Genomic DNA, 20897 nt, shown 5'->3' with positions numbered 1-20897 from the left:
AAATCTTAAATGCCACAAAAAAAACGCTTTGAAGCGTTTTTTTTGTTTGCTCATATGTTAGCCTCTTGAAGAAAAGGATTGTTTTGGCGTTCATAGCCTAGATAACTTCCAGGACCATGCCCACAGATGAAACGAACGTCATCGCCTAAAGGTAAAACTTTTTCTCGAAGAGATTGCATCAATTTTTCATGAGAACAGAAAGGGAAGTCCGTGCGTCCAATAGAACCACGAAAAAGAACATCCCCCAATAAAGCGAAGCGTTCTTTTTCATTGAAATAAATGACATGACCAGGGGAATGCCCTGGTGTATGAAAAACCTTGAACACATGTTCAGCAAAACGAACGCACTCACCATCTTCTAACCATTGGTCAGGAATACAGATGCAAGCATCAGTGATGCCATAATTTTTTGCGCTTTCGCTCACGGCATCCATCACCGGCTTATCATCGCGATGTGAACCAATAATTTTAACTCCAAGGTTCTCTTTTGCTTGCATTGCTGCTCCCACATGATCAAAATGACCATGTGTTATCCAAATAGCTTCAACGGTAATACCTTTCTTTTTAATGACTTCTTGAATTCGAAGCCAATCTCCACCAGGATCCACTAGAACCCCCACTTTTTGTTCCTTATCAAAAAGCAGAGTGCAATTTTGCTGAAAAGGCGTAACCGGAATGATCTGTGTACTAAAATGACTCATAAAACCCTTTGCAAAAATAATTTTTTTCAAGTTTATAAGAAATATTTCCTTTTACTCTAATAGTAAAATAGCCTGCTCGACAGCTTTATGCAACTTATGTAGACTTAAATCTTTTGAAAAGTTAGTTTAAAGGTTTTGAAAAATGACCAATCACGTTCAAGTTTTGTGTGATGATGCCCCTCACCTCCTTGTGATTGATGACGATACACGTATTCGCAATCTTTTATTTCAGTTTCTCATTAAAAATGGATTTCGTGTTTCAGTTTCAGCCAATGCCAATGAAGCAAGACGACTGTTGGCAAATTTAGATTTTGATCTTCTGATTGTTGATGTCATGATGCCTGGTGAAAACGGTATCAGCCTTACCCATTCACTCCGCCAAACAAAAGATGTTCCTATCCTCATGCTTACCGCTTTATCAGAAACAGACAATCGTATCCGTGGATTAGAAGCAGGCGCAGATGATTATCTGGCTAAGCCATTTGACCCTCGTGAACTTCTCCTTCGCATCAACGCCATTTTACGACGAGGTTTTCCCCTTAGCCAACCTAAAATTGAGCAAATCGTTTTTGGTCCTTATATATTTTCAATTTCACGGCGCGAACTCAAAAAAGGAGGAGAAATTATTAAATTAACCGATAAAGAACAAAAAATGATGGTCATTTTTGCCGAAAATGCAGGTGACATCATTCCGCGTCATAAATTTGCAATGGGTGACAACACTATCGGTGAACGTGCCATTGATGTACAAATCAACCGCCTTCGCCGTAAGATCGAAAAAAATCCAGCACTTCCTATATGGCTCCAAACTGTGCGAGGAATAGGGTATAAACTCTCAATTGAATAGGCGCAAGAATGTTCAAACCTTTAAGATTTTTTTTTCGATGGCTAACGAAAAAAATGCCTAAACGGCTTTATGCTCGTTCTTTGATCATTATTATTGCTCCCATGGTACTTCTGCAAACGGTCATTGCTTACGTCTTTATGGAACGTCATTGGCAAATGGTAACCGAGCGTCTTTCAACTGCTGTTGTGCATGATATTTCAGCCATTATTGATATTATTGAAACATATCCACAACAAGATAACTATGAAGATATCAAGCGTATTGCACAACAACGTATGGGATTAAACATTTCTATTCTCTCTCCTGCCCCCTTACCCCCACCAGGACCTAAGCCATTTTTTGCAATTCTTGATTATTTTCTAAGCGAAGAAATCACCCGCCAAATCAACCGTCCCTTCTGGATTGATACCGTAGGAGATTCTGATCTTGTTGAAATCCGTGTCCACCTTGGTCACAACATCTTGCGTGTCTTCGCTCCGCGCAGCCAAGCCTATGCTTCCAATACCTCTATTTTTTTAAGCTGGATGGTAGGAACAGCTCTTGTTTTATTGTTGATAGCAATTTATTTCTTGCGCAACCAAATAAAACCAATTCAACAACTTGCTGAAGCGGCTGAAAGTTTTGGGCGAGGTCGTCCCTTACCAAAAGGATTTCAACCACAAGGAGCCGATGAAGTCCGTCGCGCAGGCATTGCTTTTTTACGCATGCGTGAACGTATTGAACGCCAAATAGAACAACGCACGATGATGCTTTCAGGCGTAAGCCATGATTTAAGAACTATTCTTACACGTTTTAAACTTCAGCTAGCATTAGCAAATACTGACTTTGATATTAAACCGCTTGAGCAAGATGTAAGTGACATGCAAAATATGTTAGAAGATTATCTTGCTTTTGCTCGAGGTGAAGGAAGTGAAAGTGTCAAGACTTTTGATTTAAATGCTCTTATGGAAAAATTCTCCGCCGATGCTCATCTACACAAACGTCAATTTTCTTACACTATTGAAGGTCCTACAGAAATACAAGTACGTCCCCGTGCTTTCACACGCTTGGTCAGCAATCTTGTATCAAATGCATTTTGTCACAGCACGACCGTTAAACTAACTGCTAACTCTCAACAAGAATCCTTTATATTGATAATCGATGATAATGGACCTGGAATTCATAAAAATATGCGCACAGAAGTTTTTAAGCCATTCTTTCGACTTGATAAAGCACGAAATCAAGATGCAAGTGGAACAGGGCTTGGTCTTTCTATTGCCCAAGACATAGCACGCAGCCATGGTGGCAATATACAATTAGATGAGAGCCCACTCGGGGGATTGCGCGCTATTCTTGATATCCCCCGATGAATCATATTTCAGTAAACAGTCTGTAAAAAATAACAAACTTGATATTTTAGGCATTCCCTACAGTTTCAAACAAAGTGTATTGCAGTGCCTTGTAAGCGCTTTCTCCCGATAAAGCCACCATCTGAAATGCAACATAATGGCTTTCACAGGCTTTAAGTGCATGTATCAACAATGTTTCAACTTGTATATGGGATGGATGCGCCCCACCAGCCAAAAGAAGACCTTGTCGATAAATAACCGAGTTATTTCTTTGCCAATAATCAAAATGTCCCAACAACAATTTTTCATTAATTGCTAGCAATAAGCGCTGTATTTCGGCTGTTCGGGCATGTTCAATAGAAAGATCAAATGAACAAGCCAAATGAAGTGCTTCATGCTCTTCTATCCATGAAAAAGCAAGACGATAATTGGCCCGTTTCCCTTCCACACAAACGCTAATTTCATCTTGCGCATCTCGCTCAAACGACCAATCATATTCACAAGCAATCTGTTCGATAAAATCAACAGGATGCTCTTTTCTTTCTGTGGCGCAAAATGCAAGCCTCATCACAATCCTCAATCATCTTAAAACATTGTCAACAGAATATAAACCGCTTAAATTGTAACAATATTTGCTACAATCAAACCTCTTACACCAAACAAATACACATTAAAAACATCAACAAAAACACAAACACCTAGAACATAATCGCGCTCTTTAAGGAAACCTGATAATCATGAAACGAATCATCAAGTTTTTTCAGTGTATTGATACAATTTGATAGCGCCAGCCCCCCTGATTCAAAAAAATGTACTTTTACCCAAAAAAAAATCAAAAATAAATAAACGCTTCTCTCTAATAGACTCAAGATTAAGCATTTTTTAGTTTCATGCATCACATTGAAAAATTGGGGATATTTTTAAAAGATTTTTTTTTAGAAAAACTATTTTACTTTTTTCGTGTCTGCATTTTTTTCTAAATCATCAAGGCGCCTTTTCAAATCAACATTATCAGCATGGATTTTTAGCACCATCTCCTTAAAAGTCTCAAATTCTTCGCGTGAAACAAGATCAAGTTTGTTTGCTATCTTTTCAGCCTGCACACGAAAAGCTGTTCCAGCTTCACGTCGTATACCTTGCGCAACGCCAGCAGCATCTGTTGCTAATTTCGCTAATTCATCAAGAATACGGTTTGATCCATTACGCATAACATTTTTCCTTAAATTTTAATTATTAACGCACGCATTATATAGCGTATTCTCATAACATTTAGATACTGTAATTTGTTCCTTTTACCCTATTTTCACCCTCCTGTGCAGATCTTTTATAACGATTTTGTTTAATTTTTATATTCCTTTTATTACCATATTTTTTTACCACGATAAACTAGTGGAAATCTATTGCCCTTTCTAACTTGCCTCTCTCCTGACTTGACCATTGTGCATTCATCTGTCATTTCTGATCATTAGAGTCACTTCATATTCATCTCATATAATGTAAAATGCTTAATTCATGAACAATCTCGCCTGTCCAGCCATTGCTTTTCCGTCTTTTCTTGATCCTGTCATTATCCAGCTAGGTCCTATAGCACTTCATTGGTATGGACTTGGTTACGTTGTGGGTATTCTTTTTGCTTGGTGGTATGCGCAAAAATTGTTAAAAAAAATATCTCTATGGCATAAAAACCACCCTCCTATGGATAAAGAGAAGCTCGGAGATTTTGTTGTTTTGTCTGCCATCAGTATTGTTGTTGGAGGACGTTTAGGACAAGTCCTTGTATGGGATCCTATTTACTATTTTAACCATCCAAGTGCCATCATCGCCATATGGAATGGGGGAATGTCCTTTCATGGCGGACTCATTGGCATTACCATTGCAATGATCTGGTTTGCTCGTAAAAATCATATCGATATACGAGCCATGTTTGATATCATTGCTGCGGGTGCTCCTATTGGTATCGGCATTGTGCGAATCTGCAACTTCACCAATCAAGAATTATGGGGCAATATTACCACATATCCTTGGGCTGTTTGTTTTCCTCTCGACCCTTACTATCTACCGCGCCATCCAAGCCAACTTTACGAAGCATTCATGGAAGGATTTCTTCTCTTCATCATCCTGTGTCTTCTTATTTTTGGTTTCAAAGCATTAAAACGTCCCGGTACTGTATCAGGAATATTTATTATAGGCTATGCAATAGCGCGCAGCATTTCTGAAATTTACCGTGCACCTCAAGAAGATCCAGAATGGTTTTCCACCCTTTTCCATTCTACTGGTTTTACCTATGGCATGGCTTTATCTCTTCCCATGCTTCTTGTAGGGTTTTATCTTCTTCTCCACGCCTTTAAATATAAACCGACAGAAAATGGCCAATCTCAAAGAAAAAATTAAAGAAATTATTGCCCTTAATGGACCAATCACTGTTAGCCAATATATGACGTTGGCAATCACCGATCCCCAATTTGGTTATTATCACACACAAACCCCTTTTGGACATGCTGGTGATTTCATTACAGCACCTGAAATAAGCCAATTATTTGGAGAGATGATTGGCATTTGGACTCTTGCAAGCTGGAAAGCTCAAGGGTGTCCTCATCCTTTTATCCTCGCTGAGATAGGTCCAGGACGAGGAACTTTGATGGATGACATTTTACGAACCATCCAAAAGCTCTCTCAAACGGCATTTAATGCTGCTGAAATTTTTCTGATCGAAATAAGCCAAAAACTCGCAAAAGAACAAAAAAAACGTCTTTTCTCTTATCAAAAACAAATCCATAGCATTGAAAATTTTAATCAAATTCCTCCAAAACCTCTCTTCCTCATTGCTAATGAATTTCTCGATACACTCCCTATCAACCAATATATTAAAGTCAATGGAGAATGGAAAGAGCGCCGCATTACAGTCAATCAAAATGGAGATTTCATCTTTATTGCTGCTCCGCATAAACTTCCCTCTTCTTGTCTACAAACCTATTGTTCTAAAGTGCCTGACGGAACAATTTTTGAACATGCGCCCTTACGGCATCAATTCATGCAACAAATCAGCCACCATTTAGTGCAAGTGACAGGTTCTGCTTTACTTATTGACTATGGTGCTTGTGAGCTTGCCTTTGGCGATACCTTGCAAGCACTCTCAAAACATAGATTTCGTGATGTTTTTGATGCCCCTGGTCAACATGATTTAACATCCCATGTTGATTTTTCTTTTTTAAAAAACATCGCTCTTAAACAGGGCTGTTTTGCTGAAATCTTCGAGCAAGGAGATTTTCTTTTTAAAATGGGGCTACTGGAGCGTGCAAAACAGCTTGGAACGGGAAAAAGCGCTCCTTTGCAAGACAAAATCCGCCAAGACATTGAACGGCTCGCTGGTCCAGATCAAATGGGAAAATTATTTAAAGTTTTATATTTCAGTGATAAAAATATCCCCATACCTCCTCAATTTTAATGATCGGCGCTTTTGTCAATAAGCACATCATTATCTGAAATATTCATTGACAAATATGAGCATCTCCACCCTCACTTCAAATAATCCCCATAAGGAACTTTTATGAAACCTACCCCTCATCCTATCCTCGCAAAAAACCTTTCTACTTTACACACCCATGGGATAAAACATGGATTTTTTACACGACAAAGTGGTGTTTCAAAAAATCTTTATCATAGCCTTAATGTCGGGAAAAGTTCAAATGATCAACCTGAACATATCGTACAGAATCGTCTTTTGATTGCCGACTATTTTTCTATTGAGGTACAAAATTTAGTCACGGTCAATCAAATACACTCCTGTAACGTTGTTGTAGCTCATCAAGCAATTATCGGTGAACCTCCTAAAGCTGATGCTCTTGTTACGACCACACCAGGACTCGTTATTGGGGTTCTTACAGCAGATTGTGGACCTATTCTGTTTGCTGATCCACAAGCCGGTGTCATCGCTGCAACTCATGCTGGCTGGCGAGGAAGCTTAAATGGAATTATCGAGAAAACAATTGCTGTTATGGAAAAGCACGGAGCTAAAAGACAATCAATAACAGCAGTTCTTGGACCTTGTATTGGTCCATGCCACTACGAAGTAACAAGTGAATTTTATAACCAATTTATGGAGTGCCATAGCAAATTTCAAAAATATTTTTTAAAAACAGAAAAAGTCAATCATTTTCGCTTTAATCTATGGGCATTTATTATAAATCAACTCAAAGAAGCAGGTGTTAATGCTTCTTGTGTAGAGCTTTGTACCTATCAAGATGAACAGCGTTTTTTCTCCTATCGCCGTGCAATACACCGCAACGAACCCGATTACGGACGGCAAATTTCTGCTATTATGCTGAAAAATAAAAGATGAGCCCCTTTTATGCTTGAGAACAATACCAAAACTGCAAAACTAAACTTTTTACCCAAATGGAAAAATAAACCCCATTGTACTTTGCTTTTCTCACGAAATTATCTACCAGCCCATAAAATATGATAGCCTTCGCTATGATCATTTTCAATGTTTGGTTATAATGATTGAAGGCAAGATAATACTTCTTTTTATTACTCCCCTTCATTCATCTTAAATATGAAACATTCCCCATATTGAAAGTATTTTTATAAAGTAATAACCAAAAAGCTTAATCAATATGTTTTTCTTTGCCGCATGGAGAAAAAACTTTGCTCTAAAAGTAACAAACTTTTGGAAAAAGAGAAAACATACTGCATAGCTCTTTAATAATAATCAATAAAATTGTAATGGTTTTGTAATTGTTTTCTTGCAATTTAATAAAAAGAAATTAAAAACCGTGTCGCATTCCTACCATGATGATTCAGAGGTTCTACTATGAAACTTTTCTGCGGAAATTCTAATCCACGCCTAGCTGAAGATGTTGCAAATTATTTGAACATCCCCTTAGGCAAAGCAACTGTAAAGCGCTTTGCTGATCAAGAAATTTTCGTAGAACTGCATGAAAATGTACGTGGACAAGATGTTTTTGTTTTGCAATCTACATCCTATCCCGCAAATGATCATTTGATGGAATTACTCATCATGATTGATGCCCTTCGTCGTTCTTCTGCGCGTCGTATTACAGCTGTTATCCCCTATTTTGGCTATGCACGCCAAGATAGAAAACCAGGACCACGAACTCCTATTTCTGCAAAACTTGTTGCCAACCTCATTACTGAAGCAGGGGCCCATCGTGTTTTAACATTGGACCTTCATGCAGGACAAATTCAAGGTTTTTTTGATATCCCTACAGATAATCTCTATGCTGTTCCTGTCATTTCTCGCGATGTCAAAGTGCATTATTCTCTTGAAAATGTTATCGTTGTTTCACCTGATGTGGGTGGTGTGGTGCGCGCGCGCGCACTCGCCAAGCGCTTGAACAGTTTGCTCGCTATTGTGGATAAACGTCGCGAAAGCCCCGGTGAATCAGAAGTTATGAATATCATTGGAGATGTATCGGGAAAAGATTGCCTTTTGCTTGATGATATTGTTGATTCAGGTGGAACTTTATGCAATGCAGCAAGTGCTCTGCTTAAACATGGTGCCAATAGTGTCACAGCTTATATCACGCACGGTGTTCTTTCTGGTAATGCAATCGAGCGAATTGCCAATTCAGAGATGAAAGAATTGGTTATTACAGATTCAATTATGCCAACACAAGCTATTGAGAAAACCCATAATATTCGTGTTTTGCCCATTGCCGACCTTATGGGAGAAGCAATAGCAAGGACAGCAGCAGAACAATCGGTTTCCAGCTTATTTGGTTAAAGTGGTTCCTTGGGGTCTCCCGGCGCTGTTTCAACACCAAGATCAGGAAATGCAACAATACGTTGACCACTAAAATGCGTGTGAATAACAATAAGTCCACGCTCTTCAAAGTAGGTTAAAAGTCGGCGTGCACGGCTTAAAGAATGAGTCCCATAAAGACGTGCTAAAAATGCATCAGATGGACATGGTTTTCCCCCTAATGCGGACTGTGCCACGTTCAAGAAGACTCCTTGAACATCTTCTTCCAAACTTTCTGATATCTGCAAAATATGTTTCCAATGTTCACTGACAGCCGTTTGTTCATCAACAAAAGCCTGAGCAATAGCCAATTTACGCCGAAATTGTGAAAGATTAAAAGGAACCTTTGACATCCCATGGATACGGCAACGAACTGAAAAATCTTGATAAAGCACCGCTGTTGAACGATAAAAAGCCTCAGAATCCTCAAGAATTTCCCGAATAATATGTTCTGCTTGGCCGTCACGCTCAACATCAGAAAGTTCAGGAAATAAACTCAGGTTTTCTTCCAACAACTCTTGTTTTTTATGCACGACCTCCTCTAACATCTCGTGCATTGACTTTTCCCTCATCGGCTCTCGTGTTTGTTTAAATGGCGTTAAAATTTCCTCTGGTGAAGCAGTAAAAACGAGCTCTTGCACATCATCCCGCTCTGTTGGAAGTGGCATTAATTTAGGACTAGAAGAGCGTGCCAAAGTTTCAACAGAACCGATAATGATTGGTAAGGGACGTCGTGATAAAGCAGGGCCTAAAGCGATAAAATTTCCCCGCTCAAGATCTCTAAACATTTCCGCTTGGCGACGCTCCATTCCCAAGAGATCAGCAGCACGCACCATATCAATATCTAAAAAAGTCCGCCCTATTAAAAAGTTTGAAGCTTCAGCAGCAACATTTTTGGCCAACTTAGCCAAACGTTGTGTCGCAATAACACCAGCAAGACCACGTTTGCGCCCCCGACACATAAGATTAGTCATAGCACTCAGTGAAATTTTACGTGCTTCATCCGAAACTTCTCCTGCGGCAGTTGGAGCAAACAATTGTGCTTCATCAACAACGACAAGCATAGGATACCAATAATCACGTTCCACATCAAACAGTGCCCCAAGGAAAGCACCCACAGCACGCATCTGTTGTTCAGTATCCAAACCTTCAAGATTAAATACTACCGAAACCCGATGTTGTCGAATGCGATGGGCAATACGAGTCAATTCTAATTCACTACGTTGAGCCTCTACAATAACATGACCAAATTTATCTGCCAAAGTTACAAAATCGCCTTCTGGATCAATTACACAATGCTGCACCCACTTAGCACTTTGCTCCAAAAGACGGCGTAAAAGATGTGATTTTCCTGAACCGGAATTACCTTGTACAAGAAGACGTGTCGCCAATAATTCTTCCAAGTCAAGAAGTGCTGGCATCGATTTATGCAAAGCACGACTCTCTGATATCTCACCCAAGGCAATCTCAACCTTCATAACATCTCCAGTGTTTGATTTTGAACATATCAGCGCATATTGGTTGATTCTCCATCCCGTACCATAATGTGTAACATTTCCTCTTTTTTAACGATAGAAATCATCGATTTTTCCCACAACTCTTGCATCTATGAATAGTTTGAATTATAGAACAAACTTCTGCGTAGACACCCTTGGAGGCAACGCAGAATGGAGCAATCGCTGCTTATCAGCGCATATCTTCATATCCATGCAAAAACTATTATTGTTTTTGAAGGATCTCCAATCATGTAAAAAGGACTTAAATTATGAGCAAAAGCTACACTCTTAAGGCCGAAAAACGCGAGCGGGTTGGTAAGGGGTCCTCCCGTGAACTTCGCCGCAACGGTCTTATTCCTGCTGTCATTTATGGTGAAAAACAACCACCTTTGGCAATAACAGTTCCCTATAAAGAAATTTTCTACAAAATTCATGCTGGTGGCTTTCGCACCACCATTGCAACGATTATTCTTGACAAGCAAAAAATTATGGTTTTGCCAAAAGATTATCAATTAGATCCCGTGCGTGACTTTCCCCTCCATGTAGACTTTTTGCGCATTTCAGCAAAATCCGTTGTAGAAGTGAATATTCCTGTCCACTTCCTCAATGAAGATACAGCACCTGGACTTAAAAAGGGTGGTGTCCTCAATATTGTTCGGCACGAAATTGAATGTACAGCTCCAGCAAGTGCTATTCCTGAAGCTATTGAAATTGATCTCTCCAGCTACTCTATCGGTGATTCTATTCACATTTCAGCAGTGCAACTGCCCAAAGATGTGACTCCCATCATCCAAGATCGCGATTTTACCATTGCAACCATTGCAGCTCCTGCTGGCATGGATATCAGCGATGAAACCTCTGAACAAGAAAATGATGATGAAGACACGCAAACTTCATAAAACTCAAAAGGCGGAAATTTTTTCCGCCTTAATTTATGAGACATTACCTTTACTCATACTTTGACTGAAGATACACATGTGGCTTATTGCTGGTCTTGGCAATCCTGGTTTACAATATCAAAATAACCGCCATAATATCGGTTTTATGGCTGTTGATGCCATTTACCAATCTTTTTCTTTTTCTCCATGGTCGAAAAAGTTTCAAGCAGAAATCTCCAATGGTTTCATAGATAATGAGAAAATTTTTCTTATAAAACCGCAAACTTTTATGAATTGCTCTGGTCAAGCGATCGGTGAAGCTTTGCGATTTTATAAATTAGATTTGAAGAATTTGATCATCATTTATGATGAGTTAGACCTGCCTCCGGGAAAAGTCCGTGTAAAAATTGGTGGAGGAAATAATGGACATAATGGTATTAAATCCATTGATACCCATTGTGGTACTAATTATTGCCGTATACGCATAGGAATTGGTCATCCTGGAAGCAAAGAACTTGTTCATCAGCATGTTTTAGGAAATTTTACCAAATCTGATCAAGAATGGCTTCCTCCTCTCTTAGAGGCAATTGCAAAAAATACTTCTCTTCTCATAAAAGATGACAAATCTCTCTTTATGAATGAAATTTCACAAACAATAAAAAATAAGAACTAACCCTAACAGCTTATTTCTCTCATCAACAAAAAAATCAACCCTTCTCTATAGAATCTTTACATATAACTTATTGATTTATAAAAATTAATTGTTTTATATTCTTGAATAGAAATGCCAAATATCACAAGATTTATTTTAAATCTATTGATAATGAAACAATAAAAACCATTGGCTTACACCTCACAAGTTGGAAGACATATGGATAAAAACTTTTGAAAAAAGAAAGAAAAATGCCTCTTATGAATTTCCTCAAAGGCAAAATCTGTTGGGAAAATATGAAAACTAGAAAATAGAATAATGATATTTGTACATATCTTTTGAAACAGAGAAGAGGTCTATACTCTTTTTTGAAGAAAGAGAAGATTGAACAGCAAACCAAAATACTCAATGGTCCTCTCCAATCTTCTCCCTCAAATTAAAAATCATCCGGCTGAATGGTTGATTGTAGTGGATCGTAGCCATTTAATTGCTGACTGTAAACTGTAGGGTTACTCCTATTGTTTTGCAACACCACAACACGCGAACCAACGGGAACACGATTATAAAGATCAATAATATCTTGATTGAGCAAACGGATACACCCACTTGAAATAGCACGCCCAATTGACCAAGATTCATGTGAGCCATGAATACGGAAAAGTGTATCTTTTCCATTTTTGAAAAGATAGAGTGCCCGTGCGCCCAATGGATTATCGGGGCCTGGAGGCATTCCTTTCCCTAAATGACCATAACGTTCTGGCTCTCGAGCCATCATTGCTGCAGTAGGAGCCCAATTAGGCCACCGACGCTTGCGCTGTACAACCCCTTCACCTTCAAATGCTAGTCCTTCTTTACCGACTCCAATCCCATAACGTAAAGCTTTCCCATTTTCACCAATAAGGTAAAGAAAACATTCTTCCGTATCTATAACCAATGTTCCAGGAGGATAAGATGTATAATAAAGCACTTCTTGTCGCCAAAACTTTGGATCAATTGTCGCAAGATCAACAGCAGGTAACAAATAAGCCTCATTCGTTACAGGACCGTACAAAGCCTGTATCTCTGGTGGAATGTATCGAATTTGTTGAACAGGAACCGACGATATATCTGACGGATGTGTAGCACACCCAGCCAAAGCTAAAAGTGCTAAAATTAAAAAGGTACAACGAGATAACACTCTTCTATTTTCTCCGATTAATTACTTATGCAGATTTCCGTACCACAAAAAACTTAGCACACTATTAACACTAATTTGAAGTTCTCTTATTCTTGAAACTAAGAAAGTAATTAAGATAAGAAGAATTTTAAAAGATAAAAAAGTAGATTGTCTGTTATTGTAGACTTTTTTCTCATTTATTGCAATACAAAGACTATAACTCTTCTGAAAATATGCTATAAAAAAGAAGCTTTATCTTGATCATAAAATCAATAGAAAAGAAAGACTCTCATGGGCTTTAAATGTGGTATTGTCGGATTACCTAATGTTGGGAAATCAACTCTTTTTAATGCATTAACAAAAACAGCCACTGCACAGGCTGCCAATTATCCTTTTTGTACCATTGAACCCAATACCGGTGAAGTTGCTGTTCCAGATTTACGAATGGAAAAAATTGCATCAATTGCTGGTTCAAAAGAAACGATTCCTACACGCATTAACTTCGTTGATATTGCGGGGTTGGTACGAGGAGCCTCAAAAGGCGAAGGTTTAGGGAATAAATTTTTAGCCAATATCCGTGAAGTCGATGCCATTGTCCACGTTTTACGCTGTTTTCAAAACGAAGATATTACCCACGTAGAAGGACGTATTGATCCTGTTAGTGATGCAACAACGGTTGAAACCGAACTCATGCTTGCAGATCTTGAAAGTCTTGAAAGACGAATCGTACAAATCCGTAAACGGGCAACTGGAAAAGACAAAGAAGCCCTTACAATTCTACCCATTATGGAAAAAGCATTAAACATACTGCAACAGGGAAACCCTATCCGCTTATTACTCAAAGATATCTCTTCTGATGAACAGAACATTCTTAAAAGTTTAAATCTTTTAACCTCCAAACCTGTACTTTATGTTTGCAACGTAAGCGAAAATGACGCCGCTCATGGCAATAGTTTTACCCAAACAGTTGAAAAAATGGCAACAGAGCAAAATGCGCAAAGCATTATCATTTCGGCTTCTATCGAAGCGGAAATCACGCAACTGAGTGATGCTGAAGCCTCAGAATATCTCAATGCTCTAGGACTCTTTGAACCAAGTTTAAATCGCCTTATTCGCGCTGGTTATCATTTACTTGATCTCATTACTTACTTCACCTGTGGACCTAAGGAAACGCGAGCATGGACAATTGCGCGTGGTACCAAAGCTCCCCAAGCAGCTGGCGTTATTCACTCAGATTTTGAGCGCGGCTTCATTCGTGCACAAACCATCAGCTACAATGACTATATTGCTCTGGGTGGAGAAAGCGGTGCAAAAGAAGCAGGAAAAGCCCGCGATGAAGGAAAAGAATACATTGTGCAAGATGGCGATATCATGTTATTTAAACACAATACTTAAATCTTCACTCTGTCTTAATAGTTTATCTTGAAAATTTTGTATTAAGTTCATGAGAGCTTACCGCAAAAGTTCCTAAAGGTCTCCTGAACAAAAAACAGGTGCTATCATTATTGTGACAGCAACTGTTTTATCCATTCAAGAATGGAAATATAAAATTAGCGCGTCCACCGCCCTTCGTATTTAAATGTTGGAGCGTCCTTTAAAGAATCTTTTGTCGCATTTGTAATAAGTTTCCACTTACCATAATCATTTGTCATCTGGATTGTTTCTGGAGAAACGACCACATAACTCTCCCCTATACCAAGGAAACCACCAACTGCAACAACAAATCCCGCAATATTATTTTCACGTAAAATAATATCTTTTACTTCACCAATATTTTCATCTTCTATATTATATACCTTAGCACCTATAAGGCTAGAAGCAACAAAATCCGTTGCTAAAGGTGTTACATAACGCACAGAATTATCTATCCCTACCTGTACAATACCTGTCGAAGAAATCATTTCAGGTTTAGAAGGTCCTTCAAAAGACTGCGCATAAGTACTAGAAATCATCAAAATTGACATAAGAGTAGTACATGCAATTTTTTTCATTTTAACATCTCCGTTTTTACTTTGCTTTTACTTTATAAAACCTCAATGCATTATAAACAGATTTGTTCCTTATGCTTTTTATACTCTTTCAAAACCAGTCGCCTTATCCTTCTTACTTTATTTCATCTTTTGTTTCTTTCTCAAACTCTTCTTCTAAACTACGCCAAATACGACCTTTTAAAATATAAACAAGCCCTGCAAAAATGATTAAAAATAAAATAACACGAAAACCGGTTTTTTTACGAATTTCCATATGAGGATCGGCAGCCCACATCAAAAAAGCAGAAACATCACGGGCGTAATGTTCAATGGTTTCTGGGGTTCCATCTTCATAAGCAACCACACCATCACTCAAAGGAGGTGCCATAGTTAAAAAATTACTGGCAATAAAATAAGGATTATACCAATAACCATCAGCAACTTTTACCTTCTTCGGCGCTTCCTGATATCCTGTTAAAAGAGCTGTAATATAATCTGGACCAGCCGTATCATAATGAGTCAAAACATCCGTAATTAAAGCAGGAAAAGGTAAAGATACACCACGTGCACGTGCCATCAATGACAAATCTGGAGGATAAGCACCATTCAAAACCTGTCTTGCTTCTTCTTCATACGCAAAGGGAGAAGGAAAATAATCCGTTGCAACCCCAGCACGTTTAAAAAATTTTCCTTCTCGATTAGGACCATCACGCACTTCATACTGCCCCGCCAAAACTTTAATCTGTTCTTGATCATACCCAAGAGCTTTTAAATTGCGAAAAGCCACATATTTTAATCCATGGCAGCTGGAACAAATTTGTTTATAAACCTGTAACCCACGCCTTAATTGCGCCTTATCATAAAGCCCAAATGGCCCTGAAAAACTCCATTCTTGTTTTTTCGGAATCCGTAAAGGAAAAGAACTAAATTTCTCCTCTTGATCAGATTGATCAGAGGCATTACTGGCTAAACCCTGAACAGAAAAGCTCATAGTAATAATAACAATCAATCCAACAAAAATATTTACCATAATCTATTTTTTTTCTGTTTCAGATCTTGCATAATTGAAGAAGGAAGAGAATAATTTTTTTCAAACGTGGGCAAAATCGGCAAAATAACCAAAAAGAATATAAAATAATAAACCGTAGCCAATTGTGTCCATAAAAGAATTTTGTCACTTATTTCTCTTGACCCCAACCAACCAAGAAAAACGACATCAATAACCAACGCCCAAAAGAAAATTTTATAAACAGGTCGATATCTTGCTGAACATATTTTAGAGCGGTCTAACCATGGCACAAAAATTAAAATGCAAATCGAACTGACGAATAAAACAAAGCCAACAAAGTTTGAAGAGAAAATACCAATATCAAAAGTTATAGCACGAAGCATCGCATAAAAAGGCAAAAAATACCATTCTGGAACCACACGAAGAGGTGCCTTTAAAGGATCTGCCACACTATAATTTTCAGCCTGCCCCATATAATCGGGCATATAAAACAAAAACCAAGCAAAAAAGATCAGAAAAACAGTAATGGCAAAAATATCTTTGATCAGTGCATAAGGCGAAAATGGAACCGTTTCCTTATCTGACTGTATAGCAAGACCCGTTGGATTTCCTTGCCCAACACAATGAATTGCCCAAATATGAAGCCCCACAAAAAGAAGCAAAACAAATGATAAAACATAATGGAAAACATAAAAACGATTCAACGTTGGTTGTCCTACGACATAACCACCAAGAAGTGTCTCATGCAACCATGACCCCACTAAAGGAATCGTTTTAAAAAGCCCTGCAATCACTGAAGCAGCTGAAATAGACATCATCCCCCAAACAAGCACATAACCAAAAAACGCTATTGCCATCATGATGATATAAATAAAAATACCTGTGACCCATACCATTTCTCGCATATTTTTATAAGAACCATAATAAAGTCCGCGCGCCAAATGGATATAAACGGCAATAAAAAAAAATGAAGAGCCTACACAATGCCATGGACGAAAAAGCCAACCAAATTGCCCTTCACGCCGAAAACGTTCTCCCGTTTCAAAAGCCAAATGGATATCTGGAACATAATGCATTGCTAAGACAATACCGGTCAAAAGCTGTGACACAAGCATAATGGTCAAAATACCGCCAAATGTATAAAAGTAATTAAGATTACGCGGAACAGGAAAAATCACAAATGCATTATAAAAAAAACGAGGAAGAGGAAAACGCTTATCAAACCAACGGGCAAGTGCATTTTTAGGACAATAAGGAGAAAACCTTGTCATAACCTTATCCTATTTTGAGCAAAGTATCAGAAAGAAATTGGTAAGGAGGAATAGCCAAATTATAGTTAGCTGGACCCGACCGCACTCTTCCAGCTGTATCATAAACAGACCCATGACATGGACACAACCACCCTCCAAATTTCCCAGATTTCCCAAGTGTTACACAGCCTAGATGCGTACAAAGATTAATAACAATAAGCCAATTTTCACGTCCTTTACCTGCTGAACGCGCAAAATCTGTTGCTTCCTTTTCACCTTCAAGATTAGGATTGCGCGCTTGACGATCTTTTAGAAGTCTCAATTCAGTAGCGCGCGCATCAGCAATTTCTTTTGCCGTACGATTTCGAATAACAACAGGCTGTCCTCGCCACTTTACCGTTACCGACATCCCCTCTTCAATACCAGAAAGATCAACCTCAACAGAGGAAGATGCCAAAACAGCTTCATCTGGACGAAACTGACGGACAAAAGGCCACGCAACCACCCCCATTCCAACTGCTCCTGCAACAGCTGTTACCAAAAACAGAAAATCCCGTCTCGTCTGCTTACCCATTTCCTTAACTTAAAGAGACATTTTGCTAAAATATTTTTTTAACATACCCTCCCCCATTGTACAATGCCTGATCATTCAGTTGCCTTAACCATGAAATTGTCCCCGTAAAAAACTCTTGCCATTTGTATGGTTTATACAAAAAACTGTTTTATAATGATAATTCATCGTTTTACAGAGTGAATGAAATCCCTAAACACTGTGAGTTTCTTTCATTTCAAATCTATTCATATTAATCAATCAAAAATACTCCCCCGCCCGTGAAATCAGAGATAGCATGTAAATAAACACTCCTAAAGAAAGAAACATAGTCTTGTTATGACCATATCTCAGTAAATAAGTTGAGCTTATCGGTTATTTCTTTAACATATTTACAGCATCTCTCCCTCCCTCAATTTCAACTGGTTACATGAGTATTTTTTTCGCTTCTGTTTTTGCATAAAAAGCATATTTTGTTGATTTTAATTAAAATGGATGATCTAATCTTATTAAATATCCTACTTTTCAACATGAGCCAATCCATTTCATGGATCGCTCAATAAAATGAAGTCCCTAATAGGGAGCTTCTCTCTTATCCCAAACAGACCTGTATACATAACCTTTTCCCTGAAATTTAAAGGGAATAAAAATTAACCGTAAAAAACATGTATTTCTCAAAGCATATTTTTCGAATAAATTGTGGTGCTTCTTTACAAAGTCAAAAGAAAAATCATATTACAGAGAACATGACACTTCATATAGCTCTTTTCCAACCTGATATTGCAGGTAATACTGGAACGATTTTACGTCTTAGCGCTTGCTTTGGTTTACATGTGCACATTATTGAACCCGCAGGCTTTAATCTATCGGATCGTAATCTCAAACGTGCAGGACTGGATTATCTCGAATATGCGTCCTTAGAACGACACATTGATTGGCAACATTTTATAAGCTCCATGAAACACTCTAAGCGCCGTCTGTTGCTTTTAAGTACAAAAGCAAAAACATGCTATACGCAGATACGCTATCAGAAAAATGATGTTTTACTTTTTGGTCGTGAATCAGCTGGAGTTCCCGATTACGTTCATGAAGCGGCCAATTACACATTAAAAATTCCCATGCAACCACAGGCACGCTCTCTAAATCTCGCCATGAGCGTGGCTATAACAACAGGAGAAGCATTGCGCCAAATTGGTTATCATGAAAGAAAATGTAATTTATAAGAACACAACAATTCCATTAAAATGTTGAATAGAATTCTAAAAATGAATGAACTATATTTTTTTAAATAAGTAAAAAATTATTTTTTATAAAACATCGTAAATAATTATAATAATATACTTTTTAATTATACTTTTAAAGTAGATTATAGAACGCCTCTAAAAAACCATAAGTTATCTGGAAGAAAAATATATGACACATAAATAATATTTAGAGCTTATAACATCTGTCATTTCCCAATCATCAAATTCTGATAAAATAAACTAAAATAATACTGCTCAAAAATAATAAAAACGCTTTAATACCGTCACTTCTCTCACAAAGCACAAAATGCCATTGTGTTGCTCCTTCATACACTCGATTAAAATAAACAGTTCTTAATACCCACCACATCCATCGTACCCCACCACCTGTGAATGATATAATACCCCTATCGTGCATATATAAAATCCATTGAGCATTTCCCCTCTTTATACTCATACAAGGGAAAAACCGCTCTCATTATTCTCTTTATCAGTTCAAAGTTTTACAACATCCCTTATTTGAGATGGTTTATAAAAGGAATTTTTCTTCCCTGTAAGCGTTTTTACTCATACGGCTTCCCCCTCGTGACACGTAAGGCAATAATTTTTATTGATGTAATATGAACAAGTTTGAAATAAGATAACCTTACAATATTCGCAGCTTTTATTTCACATGAAAAATGATGAATATTCTTAAATTAATATGTTGTTAACTTAAAAAATAAAAACAATAGTGGAGCTATAAACAGCAATATTATCAATCAATTTTTTCTAATAATGCATGACGATCCATTAAAAATCCGCTTTCAATCCATATCATTTCTAACTCTTTAAGCTTTTTTCCTAAAAGTACACCTTTAGTAAAACCTTTCTTTATTAAATCATTCCCATTAATGGGAAAAGTTGGAATCTGCCATTTTTGAGCAAGCTGATGAATCTTGACATAATCCTCTGCTTTTTGCAAAGCGTCACTCTTTTCCAGAATATTGACATGTGATGCAGCAATAGACAACGATAATTGATCTAAAACCGGCTGCCGTCCATGAAAATAAATCAGTTTTTGCACAAAGTGATCAGAACAGTTTTGGCTGATTATTTCTAATTCTGCCCATTCCTTTAATCGCGTTGTTTCCTTATGGGAAAAACGCAAGCGCTGTGCCATTTCATGAAGACGTACGGTGTCAGGAGGAAGAAGGCTTTCTAGCCGTAATAATGGATCAACTTTCCAACCAAGAGCCTGTTCCGTTTTCACCAATGCGTGAATTGCATCAATGCCCCATTTTTCTGTTTCAGGAAAAAGGAGTGTCAAAATTCTGCTTTGTCGCATCCATAAAAGAGCACGCGTTGGATCAAACGCCGTAAGAAGCTTTTTCATTTCTGCCCAAACACGCTCAGAGGAAAGTTTTTTTAAACCGTGTTTTAAACGAACACATGCCTTCAATCCTTGCACATCAGGGCGCCCCGCTCCATACCACGCAAAAAAGCGAAAAAACCGTAAAATACGCAAATAATCTTCGCAAATGCGATCTTCTGCAACCCCAATAAAACGAACTGTTCGGCTAGCTATATCACTCAAACCTCCCACATCATCATAAAGGTTGCCATAAGCATCACAATAAAGTGCGTTTATCGTAAAATCCCGCCGTTCAGCATCTTTTTTCCAATCACGACCAAAGGCCACTTTTGCATGACGACCATCCGTTTCAATATCGCAGCGAAGCGTTGTAACCTCATAAGAACATGAATGAGCAACCACTGTTATTGTACCAAAAGCAATCCCCGTAGGAATAGCTTTAAATCCTGCTTCTTCTACACGCGTGATAATCTGTTGTGGCAAGCAGGTTGTGGCAATATCAATATCACTAATAGGTTGCCCTAGCAGTTGATTACGTACCGCTCCCCCTACAATACGCGCCTCTTCGCCCTCCACAGACAAAACACGAAGAAGCGTTTGGATATCGCTTTGTTGCAACCACGCAACCTGTTTGAAGTCCTGCTTCATATTCACCCTTTAACCTTTCAAAAAATCTGTCTTTATTGCTTTAAAAAATT

20 protein-coding genes are annotated in these 20897 nt (G+C 38.1%); 10 read left to right on the top strand and 10 right to left on the bottom strand.

Annotated features, from left to right (window positions below; all coding sequences use genetic code 11):
- Positions 1-50: 50 nt before the first annotated feature.
- Complete coding sequence (locus ACFINC_RS03240) at positions 51-701, bottom strand: MBL fold metallo-hydrolase (protein ID WP_375616078.1); 651 nt, start codon at positions 699-701, stop codon at positions 51-53.
- 142 nt (positions 702-843) lie between these two features.
- Here ACFINC_RS03240 and ACFINC_RS03235 point away from each other — a divergent pair, with 142 nt between their 5' ends.
- Positions 844-1548 (top strand): response regulator, encoded by a 705-nt coding sequence (locus tag ACFINC_RS03235; protein ID WP_375616077.1) that lies wholly within the window; start codon positions 844-846, stop codon positions 1546-1548.
- A gap of 8 nt (positions 1549-1556) precedes the next feature.
- On the top strand, positions 1557-2897 hold the full coding sequence (locus tag ACFINC_RS03230) for an ATP-binding protein (RefSeq protein WP_375616076.1): 1341 nt from the start codon (positions 1557-1559) through the stop codon (positions 2895-2897).
- Between the two features lie 46 nt (positions 2898-2943).
- Here the strand turns inward: ACFINC_RS03230 and ACFINC_RS03225 are convergent, their stop codons facing one another.
- Together ACFINC_RS03225 and ACFINC_RS03220 are read right to left on the bottom strand one after the other, a co-directional pair.
- Complete coding sequence (locus ACFINC_RS03225; RefSeq protein ID WP_375607755.1) at positions 2944-3444, bottom strand: YbjN domain-containing protein; 501 nt, start codon at positions 3442-3444, stop codon at positions 2944-2946.
- A gap of 376 nt (positions 3445-3820) precedes the next feature.
- Complete coding sequence (locus tag ACFINC_RS03220) at positions 3821-4084, bottom strand: accessory factor UbiK family protein (RefSeq protein ID WP_375616075.1); 264 nt, start codon at positions 4082-4084, stop codon at positions 3821-3823.
- Between the two features lie 304 nt (positions 4085-4388).
- Between ACFINC_RS03220 and lgt the strand changes: the two genes are divergently transcribed.
- From lgt to ACFINC_RS03200, 4 genes are all read left to right on the top strand, one after another.
- Positions 4389-5267, top strand: a complete 879-nt coding sequence (gene lgt, locus ACFINC_RS03215; RefSeq protein WP_375616074.1) for a prolipoprotein diacylglyceryl transferase — start codon at positions 4389-4391, stop codon at positions 5265-5267.
- The gene (locus ACFINC_RS03210) at positions 5242-6321 is read left to right on the top strand and encodes a class I SAM-dependent methyltransferase (RefSeq protein WP_375616073.1); all 1080 of its coding nucleotides are present in this window, start codon (positions 5242-5244) and stop codon (positions 6319-6321) included. Before lgt ends, ACFINC_RS03210 begins: the two co-directional genes overlap by 26 nt.
- A 102-nt stretch (positions 6322-6423) precedes the next feature.
- Positions 6424-7215: a peptidoglycan editing factor PgeF gene (pgeF, locus tag ACFINC_RS03205; RefSeq protein WP_375616072.1), complete on the top strand. Its 792-nt coding sequence runs from the start codon at positions 6424-6426 to the stop codon at positions 7213-7215.
- 474 nt (positions 7216-7689) lie between these two features.
- Positions 7690-8622: a ribose-phosphate pyrophosphokinase gene (locus ACFINC_RS03200; protein ID WP_375606345.1), complete on the top strand. Its 933-nt coding sequence runs from the start codon at positions 7690-7692 to the stop codon at positions 8620-8622.
- On the opposite strand, the gene ACFINC_RS03195 is transcribed toward ACFINC_RS03200, so the two are convergent.
- Positions 8619-10118: a helicase HerA domain-containing protein gene (locus ACFINC_RS03195; RefSeq protein ID WP_375616071.1), complete on the bottom strand. Its 1500-nt coding sequence runs from the start codon at positions 10116-10118 to the stop codon at positions 8619-8621. The two genes, ACFINC_RS03200 and ACFINC_RS03195, sit on opposite strands and share 4 nt — an antisense overlap.
- A 287-nt stretch (positions 10119-10405) precedes the next feature.
- Between ACFINC_RS03195 and ACFINC_RS03190 the strand changes: the two genes are divergently transcribed.
- Together ACFINC_RS03190 and pth are read left to right on the top strand one after the other, a co-directional pair.
- Positions 10406-11035, top strand: coding sequence for a 50S ribosomal protein L25/general stress protein Ctc (locus ACFINC_RS03190; RefSeq protein ID WP_375616070.1), 630 nt, complete (start codon positions 10406-10408; stop codon positions 11033-11035).
- A 76-nt stretch (positions 11036-11111) separates the two neighbouring features.
- On the top strand, positions 11112-11687 hold the full coding sequence (gene pth, locus ACFINC_RS03185; RefSeq protein ID WP_375616069.1) for an aminoacyl-tRNA hydrolase: 576 nt from the start codon (positions 11112-11114) through the stop codon (positions 11685-11687).
- A gap of 415 nt (positions 11688-12102) precedes the next feature.
- Here pth and ACFINC_RS03180 read toward each other — a convergent pair whose 3' ends face one another.
- Positions 12103-12843: a L,D-transpeptidase gene (locus ACFINC_RS03180; RefSeq protein WP_375616068.1), complete on the bottom strand. Its 741-nt coding sequence runs from the start codon at positions 12841-12843 to the stop codon at positions 12103-12105.
- A gap of 270 nt (positions 12844-13113) precedes the next feature.
- On the opposite strand from ACFINC_RS03180, the gene ychF reads away from it, so the two are divergent.
- The gene (gene ychF / locus ACFINC_RS03175; protein WP_375616067.1) at positions 13114-14217 is read left to right on the top strand and encodes a redox-regulated ATPase YchF; all 1104 of its coding nucleotides are present in this window, start codon (positions 13114-13116) and stop codon (positions 14215-14217) included.
- Between the two features lie 155 nt (positions 14218-14372).
- Here ychF and ACFINC_RS03170 read toward each other — a convergent pair whose 3' ends face one another.
- The 4 genes from ACFINC_RS03170 to petA form a co-directional block, all read right to left on the bottom strand.
- Complete coding sequence (locus ACFINC_RS03170) at positions 14373-14813, bottom strand: PRC-barrel domain-containing protein (RefSeq protein WP_375616066.1); 441 nt, start codon at positions 14811-14813, stop codon at positions 14373-14375.
- A gap of 112 nt (positions 14814-14925) precedes the next feature.
- A complete protein-coding gene (locus ACFINC_RS03165; protein ID WP_375616065.1) occupies positions 14926-15822 on the bottom strand; it encodes a cytochrome c1 in 897 nt (298 codons plus the stop codon).
- Positions 15816-17072: a cytochrome bc complex cytochrome b subunit gene (locus ACFINC_RS03160; protein WP_375616064.1), complete on the bottom strand. Its 1257-nt coding sequence runs from the start codon at positions 17070-17072 to the stop codon at positions 15816-15818. Before ACFINC_RS03160 ends, ACFINC_RS03165 begins: the two co-directional genes overlap by 7 nt.
- A 4-nt stretch (positions 17073-17076) precedes the next feature.
- Positions 17077-17625: a ubiquinol-cytochrome c reductase iron-sulfur subunit gene (gene petA / locus ACFINC_RS03155; protein ID WP_375616063.1), complete on the bottom strand. Its 549-nt coding sequence runs from the start codon at positions 17623-17625 to the stop codon at positions 17077-17079.
- Between the two features lie 722 nt (positions 17626-18347).
- Between petA and ACFINC_RS03150 the strand changes: the two genes are divergently transcribed.
- Positions 18348-18824, top strand: coding sequence for a tRNA (cytidine(34)-2'-O)-methyltransferase (locus ACFINC_RS03150; protein ID WP_375616062.1), 477 nt, complete (start codon positions 18348-18350; stop codon positions 18822-18824).
- 778 nt (positions 18825-19602) lie between these two features.
- Here ACFINC_RS03150 and ACFINC_RS03145 read toward each other — a convergent pair.
- Entirely contained in the window at positions 19603-20853 is a 1251-nt protein-coding gene (locus ACFINC_RS03145) for a CCA tRNA nucleotidyltransferase (protein ID WP_375616061.1), read from the bottom strand.
- Positions 20854-20897 lie beyond the last annotated feature (44 nt).

It is taken from the genome of Bartonella sp. AP58NXGY (genome assembly GCF_042195785.1).
GTDB lineage: Bacteria > Pseudomonadota > Alphaproteobacteria > Rhizobiales > Rhizobiaceae > Bartonella.
The sequence above is the reverse complement of the archived record's forward strand: the minus strand, read 5'-3'. Positions and strand labels throughout refer to the sequence as shown.